Annotated in this window: 10 protein-coding genes; 7 read left to right on the top strand and 3 right to left on the bottom strand. The window is 60.3% G+C overall.

Annotated elements, in window-relative coordinates:
• From ROTMU0001_RS06405 to ROTMU0001_RS06395, 3 genes are all read right to left on the bottom strand, one after another.
• Positions 1 to 2,907 carry an FAD-binding and (Fe-S)-binding domain-containing protein gene (locus ROTMU0001_RS06405; protein WP_005508788.1) on the bottom strand — a complete coding sequence of 969 codons (2,907 nt, stop codon included), beginning with the start codon at positions 2,905 to 2,907 and terminating at the stop codon, positions 1 to 3.
• Positions 2,908 to 3,262: 355 nt separating this feature from the next.
• On the bottom strand, positions 3,263 to 4,252 hold the full coding sequence (locus ROTMU0001_RS06400) for a restriction endonuclease (protein ID WP_005508787.1): 990 nt from the start codon (positions 4,250 to 4,252) through the stop codon (positions 3,263 to 3,265).
• A gap of 125 nt (positions 4,253 to 4,377) precedes the next feature.
• Positions 4,378 to 5,334, bottom strand: coding sequence for a hypothetical protein (locus tag ROTMU0001_RS06395; protein ID WP_005508786.1), 957 nt, complete (start codon positions 5,332 to 5,334; stop codon positions 4,378 to 4,380).
• Between the two features lie 238 nt (positions 5,335 to 5,572).
• Between ROTMU0001_RS06395 and ROTMU0001_RS06390 the strand changes: the two genes are divergently transcribed.
• From ROTMU0001_RS06390 to ROTMU0001_RS06360, 7 genes are all read left to right on the top strand, one after another.
• Positions 5,573 to 7,132, top strand: a complete 1,560-nt coding sequence (locus ROTMU0001_RS06390; protein WP_005508785.1) for a potassium channel family protein — start codon at positions 5,573 to 5,575, stop codon at positions 7,130 to 7,132.
• 494 nt (positions 7,133 to 7,626) lie between these two features.
• A complete protein-coding gene (locus ROTMU0001_RS06385) occupies positions 7,627 to 8,274 on the top strand; it encodes a hypothetical protein (RefSeq protein ID WP_005508784.1) in 648 nt (215 codons plus the stop codon).
• An 87-nt stretch (positions 8,275 to 8,361) separates the two neighbouring features.
• A complete protein-coding gene (locus tag ROTMU0001_RS06380; RefSeq protein WP_005508783.1) occupies positions 8,362 to 8,937 on the top strand; it encodes an HIT family protein in 576 nt (191 codons plus the stop codon).
• 503 nt (positions 8,938 to 9,440) lie between these two features.
• Complete coding sequence (locus tag ROTMU0001_RS06375) at positions 9,441 to 10,625, top strand: hypothetical protein (protein WP_005508781.1); 1,185 nt, start codon at positions 9,441 to 9,443, stop codon at positions 10,623 to 10,625.
• Positions 10,626 to 10,849: 224 nt separating this feature from the next.
• Complete coding sequence (locus tag ROTMU0001_RS06370; RefSeq protein WP_005508779.1) at positions 10,850 to 12,133, top strand: Mur ligase family protein; 1,284 nt, start codon at positions 10,850 to 10,852, stop codon at positions 12,131 to 12,133.
• Positions 12,133 to 12,900: a type 1 glutamine amidotransferase gene (locus ROTMU0001_RS06365; RefSeq protein ID WP_005508778.1), complete on the top strand. Its 768-nt coding sequence runs from the start codon at positions 12,133 to 12,135 to the stop codon at positions 12,898 to 12,900. Before ROTMU0001_RS06370 ends, ROTMU0001_RS06365 begins: the two co-directional genes overlap by 1 nt.
• 133 nt (positions 12,901 to 13,033) lie before the next feature.
• On the top strand, positions 13,034 to 13,792 hold the full coding sequence (locus tag ROTMU0001_RS06360) for a YebC/PmpR family DNA-binding transcriptional regulator (RefSeq protein ID WP_005508777.1): 759 nt from the start codon (positions 13,034 to 13,036) through the stop codon (positions 13,790 to 13,792).
• Positions 13,793 to 13,979: the final 187 nt, after the last annotated feature.

Raw genomic sequence — 13,979 nt, 5'->3', positions numbered from 1 at the left:
TTAGCGGGTGGTGCGTTCGAGCAGCTGCAGCACGTTCTGGTAGCTGTGGCCGGTTGCCTCGGTCATACCCTGCTCGCAGGTGCGGTTCGCCGAAATGTATGCGGCGAACTGCTTCTGCTCGCTCAGCTCAGAAGCCTCAGCCTCCGTAGCGCTCGCCGTCAGCTCCGGGTGCAGCATACCGCGGTCACCCGCGTAACCACAGCAACCCCAGTGCTTCGGCACGTACACATCGTCACTCATCGCGTTCGCAATCTTCTCAAACGCAGGCTGAGTGCCCAGGTGAGTCATGGAGCAGGTCGGGTGCAGTGCAACCGACGGCAGGGGAGCGGACACGGTCAGCTTGTCCAGCATGTTATCGGCGGCGAACTGCACCGCGTCGTACATGCGCAGACGCGAGTAGTCCGGCTCGCCCGGCTTCAGGCCGTTCACGATCTTGTGCTCAAGCGCCTTAATAACCTTCTCACGCATCACCTCAAGGCCCTCAGTACAGGACGAAGCGTCACACACGACCGGCAGGCGGCCACCGTCAGTAGCCTCCCACAGGGACTTCAGCACGCGGTCGCTCATGATCGAGTAGCCGTCGGTGAAGCCCTTCGACTTCCACGGGGTGGAGCAGCACATCTCACCAATATTGTCGGGGATGCGGTACTTCACGCCGGTACGCTCGCACAGGCGGATGAACGCCTGGGTTGCGTTGACCGGGTCGTGCTTACCGTCGCCGTCCACGCCGCCGAACATGGAGTTCACGCAGGCGGGGAAGAACACAATCTCAGCGGTTGCGTCCTTGTGCGGCTTACGTGCCGGGCCACCGACCGGCAGGTCCTTCTTGTAGGAAGGAACCATGTCGTCGCCCATGACCTTACGGGCAATGTTGGTGGTACCGTGCACCACGAGGAACGGCAGCTTCTTAGCCACAGTCAGGGACTTACCGGCAACCTTATCCATGATGCCCCACTGCTGTGCGGCGACCTTCCAGCCGGTAGCGGCCAGCTTGTTCTGGTTCTCAGAACGCAGGCGGCGAATCAGGTCACCGGTGTTGATGTTCACGGGGCAGCGGGTCTGGCACATGCCGTCCACTGCACAGGTCTCAATGCCGTAGTACTCGTATTCCTTACGCAGGCGCTCAGCGAGCTCGTGATCGCCGTTCGCCTCAGCGGCAGCAATCTCACGGCGCAACACAATACGCTTACGGGGGGTCAAAGTCAGGTTACGGGAGGGGCAGACCGGCTCACAGTAGCCGCACTCCACGCAGCGGTCGACTTCTTCCTCAACGGTTTCGGCGACCTTCAGGTCGGTCACGTAGTCGGTGTCCGGCTCGGCGAGCAGAACGCCGGGGTTCATGAAGCCCTTCGGGTCAATGAGGCGCTTAATCTGGCGCATCACGTCGAAGAGCTCGTCACCGAACTGGCGGCTCACAAACGGAGCCATGATGCGACCGGTACCGTGCTCAGCCTTCAGCGAGCCCTCGTTACCCAGAATCAGCTGCACCATTTCCTCGGTGAAGTCGCGGTAGCGGTCCAGCTGCTTCGGGTCGCGGAACTGCTCGTTCAGCATGAAGTGGATGTTACCGTCCTTCGCGTGACCGAAGATCACGGAGTCCTGGTAGCCGTGTGCGTCGAACAGCTTGGTCAGGTCGCTACAGGTGTTGCCCAGAACCTCAACAGGAACAACCACGTCTTCCAGCAGCGCGTTAGTGCCGGAGCGGCGGTTACCCGCAACGGTGGTGTACAGGCCGCGGCGGGCAGCCCACAGTGCGTTACGCTCAGACAGCTTGCTGGTCATCGACACCGGCGATGCCACGGGCAGGCTCTTAAACATGGGTGCGGCTGCGGCGGCAAGGTCGCTCAGCTCCTGCTCGGAGTTGCCCTGGAACTCAACCAGCAGAGCGGCGTGGTCCTTCACGTCAATGGCGGCGAGCGCCTCCGCAGCCTGACCGGTACGCTGAGCCACACGAATACTGGTGGCGTCCATCAGCTCGACGGTAGCGAGCTTGTTAGCAACCAGTTCGGGCACGGAGCGTGCAGCATCAATCAGGTTGTCGAACACGAGCAGGCCGGTGGAAATGTTCTTCAGAATCGGCAGGGTGCGGTAGGTTGCCGAAGCGACGAAGCCGAGGGTACCCTCCGAACCAATCAGCAGGTGCTGCAGAATGTCCACGGGGGTTTCAAAGTCGACCAGGGAGTTCAGGCCGTAACCCATGGTGTTCTTCATGGAGTACTGCTGGCGGATCTTCGCCATGGATTCGGGGTTCTCGGTGACGCGCTTGCGCAGGCGCAGCAGGCCCTCGTGAAGTTCAGGTTCGAGGGAGCGTAGCTTCTGGTCGGCGTCCGGCTCGGCGGTGTCGATGATGGTGCCGCTGGGTAGCACGAACACCATGGAGTCCAGGGTGTTGTACGTGTTGTACTTGGTGCCCGACGACATACCGGAGGAGTTGTTAGCGACCACGCCACCGATGGTGCAGGCGGACCAGGATGCCGGGTCGGGGCCAAGCTTGTAGCCGTAGGGTGCCAGGTAGTTGTTGACCATCATGATGGTCGCGCCGGGCTGCACGCGCACCTTCTTGCCGTCTTCAAGGACCTCGATCTTCTTGAAGTGGCGGCGGGTGTCGACCATCAGGCCGTCACCGCTGGACTGGCCGGAGAGGGAGGTGCCGCCGGAGCGGAAAGTGAGCGGCAGGCCGAGGTCGCCGGCTGCGCGGAAGATGTTTGCGACGTCTTCGGCGGAGTCGGGGCGGACCAGGCCGGCGGGCACGAGCAGGTAGTGGGATGCGTCGTGTGCAATAGCGAGGCGTTCGAGTTCGGAGACGCTGGATTCGACGGCTTCTGCGCGTGCATCGGAAAGTAGACGGTTGAGGGTGTCCTCGTAGGGGGACTTGAGTGCTTCGGACGTATTTGACACGACGGTCATGATCTTGCTTCCTTACTGGTGACAGGTGTGTGAATGCTGTCCTTATTCCAGTATCTGCTCTTGAACACCGTCTTTTCCTGTTAGCTATGGCTAAGCTTGGCGACTACTTGTCACCATAAAGGGGGTGGGTCATACACCGTGCCGATGGGCGTTTTTGCTGCGTATTTGCTGGTTTTCCGGGGGAATACGCCCGGGCCTACGGAGGCGCACCCGTCACATTCTGAACGCCGCGGCTGCCCTTAGGCACGCCCGCCGAGGGCCGTAACATTCCTGTGGCTAACCAAAAAGGCGGCTAACCCAAAAGAAAGCGTGAGGCAGAAAGCTACATGCTTTCCACCCCACGCTTGTGTAACGTTTAGGCTTCGTCGAAGAAGTCCTCGTCAATCCTCTTGATGGTGTAGGTTCGTTCCACCTGCACACCGATACCATACTTCACCATAAGACGGGCCAGCTGATCACCATCCACCAGGACCACTGAGGTGCTGCCGCTGAGCTTCTTGGCGAAATCTCGAGCATCGGTGGTGAAAGAGCTCGAGGTGATGAAAACACCCTGTGTGCCCTCTGCATGTACCGCACCGACAAACTCCTGGATAGCCGGTCGGCCTACGGTGTTCTTTTCACCGTATCGCTTGGCCTGAACGTAAATCTTTGACAGGCCTAGTGCGTCTTGGTCGATAACTCCATCGATACCGCCATCGCGGGATGCCTGAGTGACAATACCACGCTCTTCGGCACCGCCGTATCCCATGGCAAGCAGAATATCTATCACCAGTTGTTCAAAAGCATTAGGAGAGATGGAACGTACGCGCTCCAAAATATCGTGCACGAGCGCGGACTCCAGCTGAGCGATACTCTCATCAATGAGCTCTTGGGGAGTGTTCTCATCTACGTTCGTCGGTTCGGATGTGCTGTGGGCTACATTAGGTGCGTTATTCTTCGCGCCGCTCTTAGACAGCTGAGCCGGGGTTTCCGAGGCGGAATTCGACTTAACGCTGCGAACAATCTCCGCGACAATCTCAGAAGGGAGACCTTGAGGATACTGAGCGGTAAGCTTCTTGCCCTCGTCTGAAATCTTCTGACGGCCGCGGCCCGGCGATTCGACGGCCCCCCACTGCTTGAGGTAGGTGAGACCCCAGCTAATGCGGTCCACGTACACGAGGCGTCGACCGTTCGACATGAGCTCCTTCATCTGGTCAGGAGAGAGCGCGGAACGTTTGGCAACGGCGGCATAGATTTCCTTATTACTGCGTTCGCGGCCGTCGGCCAGGTAGTTCAGAATAGCCGGAATGAACTCGTAGAACTTGGGCACTACAACCTGAATATGGTTGGGTGACTGAGCGGTCATAGGTATCTCCATTGATCGATAACGGCGGGTAGTCCGTTCCTAATATACCTCTGTTACAAAAGATAATCGTTGTAGGGAGAACCTGTTTTCCCTTGTGTAGGATTTATTGGTACTACGTCGAACTGTTAGGCGCGGCCGCCGAGGGCCGTAACATTCCAGCTAGCAGTACTATCGGGCGTCACCACACCACAAAACAGGGGAGAACCCGCCGAAGCACGCACCCCCAAATCCTCCACAAACACGCGGCCACCCGCAGGCACACTACGCTCCTTACGATCCACACCCGCACAATACACCGTCATCTTCGCATCCGAACGGTTCTCCACCGCAACCGAACCGCCGCCCGATTTCGACACAGTATCGTGCACAAAACCGCGGCTTCCCTGCATCTGAATCTCACCAACCTCCGCACTCTGACTCGTCAGCGGCACGCTATCAGGCGCCACAAACTCACCCGAAGAATCCGCGCCCGCCGTACGAACCGACACCATCCACTCAGCATCATCAGTCAACTGCGACGTCGAAGCCGTCACACGCGCCGAACTATACGGCACACTCACCGCACCGGCAGACTTCGCGGAACCAGAAGGACCGGAACTAGAAGAGCTTGGCGCCGACGCGCTCGCCGTATTACGAACCCACACGCCCGCACCCTCACCCGAGCCGCCAGCAACCACCTCAACCGTGGTGCCCGAACCGTCCGAAACCGAAACCTTCATCGTGCCCTCCGGCTCACCGCGACGCTCAAACTCCACATACGAATAGGAGGCGGGCGCCGCCGGTCCCTCAAAAACCGCCTCCTCAACAGGGCCGCGACCCGTAAACAGGCGGGAACCCTCAGAATCCTGAAGCACCGGCGCCGTCGCGTGACTTGCCGCAGTCGGTTTAGAAGAAGCCTCCGCAGAAGCAGAAGGGGAGGAGTTCAAGGTAGCGCATCCGCCCAGGGCGGCGGCGAGCGCACCGGAGAAGCAGAGGCTCGTGCCCAGCTGACGGAAACTCTGCTGACGGAAGCTCAGCTGGTGGAAACCCTGCTGACGGAAGTTCGGCAGGCGGAAGAAGAAAGCGGTGGTGTGTGAAGGCATGAGGCACTCCGATGTGCGGGTCGGCAACGCTACGGGGCAGTAACACAGCCGGATAGCGCAACAGAGGTGATGGGTACACCACATATTGTGTCAGGTTAAATGCCCGCAGTGCAAAGACCGACCGGCAGCGTAAAGACCGCCGCACAGTGCCAAAACCACGGCGTAAAGACCGCCGCCTAAAGGCCACAGTGCAACGAAATAGAAACGCAAACGCAACGCGCAGAGTATCATTCACACTATGGATAAGGCGGAACAGAACCAGGCAGAAAACACGGTAAAGAACGGCACAGCACCCAAGGCATCGGCGGGGAATACGGGGAAGACCTCTGGAAATATCTCGGGCAACACTGCGGCGAGTAGCCCGGCGAACAGTCCGGCTGAATCTGCCTCGGCGGAGGCTACCGCTCCCGACATGGAAGCAGTACAGGTTGATGCCGTGCAGATTGATAGCGCCCGCCTGGACAGCACCCACTCCGTCTACTCCACCGACCTGGACCCCAACGACGACTACGAAGAGGTCGTCGAAGAGTACGCCACCACCGATGCGCCGGACGGCACGCACCGCGAGGAACGCCGCATCACCCGCACCACGCATCACCCGCACGGCAAGCAGGGCGACCAGAAAGCAGGCACCCAGGGTAACCCTGATGGTGCCGCCGAGATTATTGACGCGGGCGAACCTGAAACGCACACCACGACCATCCGCACGGTCACCCGCACCGTCACGGACCCGCCGCGTCGTGCCCCGCGCACCCGCTTATTCCGTACGCTCAGCAAGTACCGCGGCGAGAAGAACCTGGCGGCGTGGGAGGAACGCTCCTCCCGGCCCATGTTCGTGGCGTCCGTGCTGTACCTGCTCGCGTTCGCCGCGCCCATCATGAGCACACGCATTCAGGAGCCGTACGATGCGTACCTCAATATCATTCAGATGATCCTGTGGGGCCTATTCGCCGCCGACTACTGCATTCGCCTGTACCTGGCGCCGCGGCGACTCTACTTCATCACGCATAACCTGATGAACCTGGCGATTGTGCTGCTGCCGGCGTGGCGTATTGTCAGCTTCCTCGCCATGATTTACATGACCGCCAACCGCCAATATAAGAGACTCTCAGAGCTGGCGATGAAGCTCTTCGGATACACTGCAATCTTCATCATCATGTTCGCCCTGGCGATCTATTCGGTGGAGTCCTCCGAGCCGGGCGCGATGATCCGTGACCTGCCCACCGCCTACTGGTGGACGTTCACGACCCTCGCCACGGTCGGTTACGGCGACGTCTACCCGATCACCGGTATCGGCAGGGTTATCGCCGTGGTCGTCATGCTGTACGGCGTGGGTATGGTCGCGGTCGCGACCGGTGCGCTCGCCAGCTGGATTATCGAAAAGATCGGTGGCAGGGAGGAGCAGGAGTATCCCGCAACCAAGGCTGACGTGGACGACCTTAGACAGGAGATTTCTGAGTTGCGTGCCCTGCTGGCTCGTGAGTACGCGCGCCGTGAGGCCCACGACTACACGCTGCGCGAGGTCGTGGATGAAGACGGCGTGCACCCGGTTCCTTCGGAGGCGGAGGCGGCACGCCGCGCCGGTTTCAGCGCCGCTGGGTTTAGCGCTGCTGATTTTGCCGCTCCTGGCGCTTCTGCAGATGCTCCGAACGCCGCACCTACTGAGGAATCCGCCGAGTCTTCGGCATCTCATGAGGTTGCGGTGCGCGAGCAGGAGCCGGTCGCCCTACTGGAGGAGACCCGCCAGACATTCACGATTATTCGTGAGAAGTTCTCGTTGCGTTCCCGCAAGCAGTAGTCCGCTCGCAAATACCCTGCGGACAGTAACCGGGCTGTAGCGGCTCGGTTGCGGTAGCGCAGATAGCAGCGCAGATATGACAGTTTGGTTGAGGCTCGGCACTCAAACCCACACCGCATACCCGTTGTGGCGGTGGGTTTGGGTGCCGAGCCCACGTTAAGGCAAGACGAAGGCAAGAAAACTGCCACCCACGCCACCATGCGGGATATTTCGCCTTGTCGAGGCAAAATTAGCCCGTGGAGAGTGCAAATTGGGGCTCGTGTGCGTGAAAAACCCCTCAACTTAAGGTCTAATGTGACCAAACTATCTTTTTAAAACTGACCGCTACTGGTGAAACTCCTAGCCAGAGCCTATAAACTATCTACTGTGCCGGTTATCGAACGCCCTGTAGCCTCAATGCGCTACGGGGTGTTGTCGTATCCCCACCTCACTCACGGGGAGGCACCACTCAACTCACAAACTCACTCAAACACATACTCTGTTAGGACACATTCGTGGTACCTAAGTCCACTCTGGGCGCGCTTGCTCTACTCGGCGCACTCTCCCTCACCGCGTGCGCACCCGCACCGAATAACGCCTCCGCAAGTGCGGTTGTTGACCCCGCAGCTTTTGAAACCGTCGAGCCTAGCGCCGTTCCCGCCCCCGGCGACGACAGTACCGGAATTAAGGCGGCGGTTATTGCCTCGCAGGATCCGTCGATTCACCCGACCGCGACCCAGCCCACTGAGACCCCCGCGCCGGATAGCACCAGTAACCAGGAGCCTGCCGCATCCGCCGTGACGGCTGTGCCCTCTTCTGCGCTCGCGACTCGTTCGACTGCGAGTGCTGACGGCACCTGGGTTCAGCAGGACTCCACCAACCTCGAGAACTACATGGACGCCGTCATTCACGACGGCATTATCGAGGTCACCTACCACCTGAACCACGAAGAGCTGGCAACCCCCTTCTGGGTCGGCACTTTCGAGGCGAAGACTGGCAACTTCAGCTACATTTCGCACGTGGACCATGCGAAGCTGAGCCACGCGCCGTACGCCTCCGATAAGGAAACCAAGGAATTCGTCATGGAGGACGGCGTGCTGAGCTTCCCCATGACCTATGAGGGAGCCACCCGCATCATTCACCTGGAAAAGCAGCACAGCTAAGCGCGCTGCCGGGGGAGTTATCTCATATCTGGCACGCATGACGGACGGGGCGTTCCCGTTGCCGCGTGCGGGCTATAGAATGGGACTATGAGCGAGAACACGACCCCCGAGCATGGCACCGCAGCCTCGGTGCAGGATTCCTTCGAGCTGCCCAGCGCACCGGACCAGTTCCAGCGCCTGTGGACCCCTCACCGCACCGCCTACGTGAGCGGTGGCCAGAAGGACTACACCGAGAAGACCTGCCCCTTCTGCACTGCGCCCAGCCGCAGTGACGAAGAGTCGCTGATTGTGCACCGCGGCGAGCATGCCTTCGTGATTCTCAACCTCTACCCGTACAACCCCGGTCACCTGCTGGTCTGCCCGTACCGCCACATCCCGTTCTATGACGATGCGACCGAGGCAGAAACCATGGAGATTGCGCAGCTGACGCAGCTCGCCATGAAGGTTCTGCGCGAGGTGTCGCATAATGACGGCTTCAACATTGGCATTAATCAGGGCAAGGTGGGCGGCGCGGGCATTGCTGATCACCTGCATCAGCACATTTTGCCGCGCTGGAGTGGAGATACGAACTTCCTGCCGATTATTGCTCAGACGAAGACCATGTCTCGCACGCTGGATGATATGCGCTCTGCGATTGCGGAGGGGTTTGCCCGCCTCAGCTAGATGGCGTGGCTCATCCGTCAGATAGTCTGGGTGGCTTGGTGATTTTGAAATTTTGCACTAATTGCTTCAATTTGCCAGCTAGTGCATAGAAATTCTGCGTCATAAATGCGCAGATTGGGCAGTCGATGCGTATTTGAATGATGTTATGTCCATTGGATATGGCAAAGTTTTAAATGCAGCGACGCTGTTGGGAAGCTTCCGGCTTCCAGAAACACCGCATAGCTCACCGAAAAATAGCGGTCACCGATCGCTTTCGGACTTGGCAGGGTAAGCACCCTGCCTCAACCACAGAGGTCAGCGCCTCAGCTGAGAACCCACCCCGTCGTGCGTGAACGCACGGCAACACTGCGGGGGTGCGGATCAGCGTGAAGGACGCTGGCCTCTTTTGCTTTCCGAGGATGTGCGCCTGTATCGAACGCTTAGATGTGCCGCCAATGGTTTGATGCCCGGATGCACCGCACCCCGCGAGAAAGAACCAGCCAGACCCGCTAGAGTGGAATGCTATGGACTACCCCAACCTGCTTGAAACTGCTTTCGACGAGTTTGCTGCTGCGCCCGCCGCCGGTAATGGTGCCGGTGCCGGTAATGAGGCCGCCGCTGGTGATTCTGCAGGCGCGCCGCAGCTACTCATCTGGAGGCAGATCCGCTGGTCCAACCGCCGCCCGCTCATTGAGGTGGAACCGGTCGTGCCCGGCGGGGTCCCTGAAGGAGCTCATAACCGGGTATCTCAGACGGCGAGGGAGAGCACCCCTAACCAGGAAAGAAGCCCCGCGCAGCGTGGCGTTCCAAGTGGGGTTCGCATCCAGATTCCGTTGACCCCCGGCGCCTACCTGGGGTTGCGCATTCCGCGCGATATTGAGGGGGAACTCTACCGCTACTGCGCCGGCTATACCACCGGCACGAGCAATGACGCCGCCCCCGAATCCGCGGGAATCCGCCGCGTACCCTGCCCCGAGGGTACCCGCATCCAGCGTGGCCAGCAGTGCCCGCGCTGCACTGCCCGCGACGAATTCACCGCCCTGCACAGCGCGCACCTGTACCCCGGAACGCTCACCGAATCCATGCGCGCCTACGCCATGCTGGAGCATCGCCTCTACATCGCGACTTTCCCCGACGGCACGCACAAGGTTGGCACCAGCTCACTGCATTCGACCCCGCGCCGCCTGGACGAGCAGGCGGTCGCCACCGCCACCTACATTGCGCTCGCACCCGACGGGCTTGCCATTCGCCGCGCCGAGGACGCCGTGACCGCCCTCGCGAAGATTCCGCAGGTCAAGCAGGTGGCGAGCAAGTACCGCGCCTGGACGAACCCGCTGCCCGGCGCGCAGCTTCGTACTGCCCATCAGGAGGCGGTCGCCCGCGCCCGCGAAGCGCTCGCCGAACTGGCGCGCACCGACCCGGAGGTGCCGCTCACCGCCCTGGATGAGCCATGGATTCCGTCGCTTGCCATGAACCGCCCGTATGCGGCACTGCGTGCGCAATCGCCCGAACCGCTGGCACCCTGTGAATCTGGTCTGGAGAGCGGGGCAGCTGGCTTCTTTTGTACGGGCGCGGCGGGTCAGTTTTTGAGCGCCCACACCGGCGATGCTGACGCGGCGTTCCTGGTGAATACTGCCGCGTGGCGGAATGTGCTGGTGGAGCCGGCGCAGGAGTTCACGCGGGTGAGGGTGCAGGGTTCTCTGTTCTAGATGGGTTCACTGTACTAGGCGGGCTCGCTGTTCTAGTACCCCCGGCGCTTCGCTCTAGCCGGAGCCCCGCGCCAATACCCTCACCCCAAAAACCCCGCCGCACCAAACGCCCACACCACCCCCTCCGCACAAAACCCCCTCACCAAAACCCCCGCACCCCGCCCCGTCCGGCATGAGCGAACGAGCCCGGCGGACCATTCAGCCGCTGGCGTGCGTGTACTAAAATGGTAAGCATGTCCAAACCCCTCATTCGTCTTCTCGGCCAGGGCGTACGCGCCGCGACTAAGCTTCGCGGCGGCGGCTCCGCCTTCCCCGGCCTTGTCATGGAAAAATTGCACCCCGACTTCGTCGCTGAAGAGCTCGCGAAGCTGCCCTACGGTGTGGTTGTTGTCTCCGGTACGAACGGTAAGACCACCACCACGAAGATGGCTGTGCAGCTGCTTGAAGCTCAGGGTCTGAAGGTTTTCACTAACCGCACCGGTTCGAACTTTGTGCGCGGTGTCGCCGCGGCACTGCTGGGCGAGATGACCCTCAGCGGCAAGCTTGACGCTGATATTGCTGTGCTTGAGCTGGACGAGGCGCACGCCGTGCACTTCGTCAAGGCCGTCAAGCCCGACTACGCTCTGCTGCTGAACGTTCTGCGTGACCAGCTGGATCGCTTCGGTGAGATTGACACGACCCGCCGCATGCTGGCGACCGTCGCCTCCGCAACGACCGGCACCGTGGTGCTCAACCGTGAGGACCCGCGCATCCGCTCCCTCGCCGAGAACGTGCAGCCGGGCGTGACCGTCAAGTATTACGGTCTGGATGAGTCCCTGCGCTCGTACTTCCCCTCGGATGATGAGATGCGCGGCGGCACCGTCGCGAAGGCAACCCTGCCCGAGGCAGACGTCACCCTGACCGCGTTCTCCGGCACCTCCGCAACCTTCGACCTGGCGGGCGTGGAGCGAGTCGGCGAGATCAACCTCTACGGCATTTACAACATCTTCAACGCCGCTGGCGCTATGGCACTGACCCGCGCCGTCATGGGCGAGAAGCTCAACGAAGATAAGCTCATCGCGGAGCTGGCGAAGATTACCCCCGCCTTCGGTCGCGGTGAGACTCTGAACGTGAACGGCCGCCCGCTGCAGCTGCTGCTGGTGAAGAACCCGAGCGGTTTCCGCCTGTCCCTGGCGAGCGCGAACGCTGACGACTACGCCACCATGATTACGATTAACGATCAGTACGCTGACGGTCGTGACGTGTCCTGGCTGTGGGATGTTGACTTCGACAGTTTGAAGAAGACCGGCGTGCAGATGGTTTCGGGTGTGCGTGCCTGGGATATGGCGCTGCGCCTGGAGCATGACGGCGTGAAGGTTGACGAGGTCAACGAGAACCTCGCCGATGCGCTCAAGGGCTTCATTGCCTCCAGTGATAACGCGCCCATGCGTATTTTCTGCACCTACACCGCAATGCTGGCTCTGCGTGAAGAGCTCGCAAAGATCACTGACGTTGAGAGGGTTTCCTAATGACGGCAACTCACACTTTTGAGGGCACCCCCGCCTCCGGCCCCAATAACGGTAAGACTCTGCGTATTCTGCAGCTGTACCCGCTCGACATGAACATTTACGGCGACTGGGGTAACACTCTGGCGTTGGCTCGTCGCGCGCAGGCGCACGGCTTTGACGTGCAGATTCTGGACCACAACCCCGGTCAGCCTTTCCCGGAAGATGTTGACATTATTCTGGGTGGCGGCGGCCAGGACTCGGGTCAGTCCGTGATTCAGGATGACTTGCACGCGAACGGTGACACGCTGCGCTCGCTGGCTGAGGCTGGCGTGCCGATGCTCGTCATTTGTGGCCTGTACCAGCTGTTCGGCAAGGAATTCCGCACCCGTGAGGGTGAGGTGCTGAAGGGTATCGGCATTTTTGATGCGCACACGGTCGGCGGCGATGACCGCCTGATCGGCAACATTGTTGAGGAGTCTGAGGAGTTCGGCACCGTGATTGGTTTTGAAAACCACTCGGGCCTGACCTACCTGGGTTCCGGATGCACCCCGCTGGCTACCGTCACCAAGGGTGAGGGCAACAACGTGACCGATGCGTACGAGGGTGCGCGCGTGCACAACGTGATTGGCACCTACCTGCACGGTTCGCTGCTGCCGAAGAACCCGAAGATTTCGGACTACCTGATCGAGCAGGCGGCTAAGCGTAAGTTTGGCGAGTTCACGCCGAACACGATCGACGACTCGCTGGTGGAGAAGGCACGCGCTTCGGCTGCGTCCCGTCCCCGCTAGCCTATTCCTGGTGGTGGCGTGCACTTTCTGAGGTGGTGTGCGCCTCCGCTACGGTATAGTTGATTGAGTTATAGTACAGTGCGCGGGGCGTTTCGCCGTGTCCGTGCAGAGGTTTTGACTAAGGGAGATACGAATGTCCGGTCACTCTAAATGGGCGACTACTAAGCACAAGAAGGCTGCTATCGACGCTAAGCGCGCGAAGGCTTTCGCGAAGTTCATTAAGGCAATTGAAGTTGCAGCACGTATGGGTGGCGCTGATATTGCTGGTAACCCCGCTCTTGACCTGGCTGTGTCGAAGGCGAAGAAGAACTCCGTTCCTAACGACAACATTGACCGCGCAATCAAGCGTGGCGCTGGTCTGACCGGTGAGACCATTGACTACACCGAAATCATGTACGAAGCACGCGGCCCGCAGGGTACCGCTCTGTACATTGAGTGTCTGACCGATAACCGTAACCGTGCAGCGTCTGAGGTTCGCCTGGCTGTGACCCGTAACGGCGGCACCATGGCTGACCAGGGTTCGGTTGCGTTCCTGTTCGAGCGTAAGGGCGTTGCTGAGGTCACCAAGACTGACGGTCTGACCGAGGACGACGTTCTGATGGCTGTTCTGGATGCAGGTGCCGAAGAGGTTCTGGACGAGGGCGACGTGTTCACCGTTGTTTCCGCACCGACCGACCTGCCCGAGATCCGTAAGGCACTGGACGAGGCTGGCCTGGAGTACAACAACGACGACCCGGTCTTCCGCCCGACCATGCAGGTTGACCTGGACGCTGAGGGTGCTAAGAAGTTCATGAAGCTGGCAGACGCTATTGAAGAGCTCGACGATGTTCAGAACGTCTACTCGAACGCTAACGTTTCTGCTGAGGTCATGGCAGAGCTGGAAGCTGAGTAATCACAGCGGAGCAATCACTCGGGTTCTGATATCTGATGCTTGAAGAAGCCGCTCCTTTAACCGAGCCGCCGTAGGGTGGCTGGTTGGGGGAGTGGCTTCTTAGCGTCTGGGGCTATTTTGGGGATGCGCCGGGTACTTTTCGCGGGACGCGCGGTGACTGTTCACGCGGTGATTGTTTACGCGGTGA

Origin of the sequence: Rothia mucilaginosa ATCC 25296 (genome assembly GCF_000175615.1) — a bacterium.
GTDB classification, from domain to species: Bacteria; Actinomycetota; Actinomycetes; order Actinomycetales; family Micrococcaceae; genus Rothia; species Rothia mucilaginosa.
Note: the sequence above shows the minus strand (reverse complement) of the source record. Positions and strands in the feature narration are given on the sequence as shown.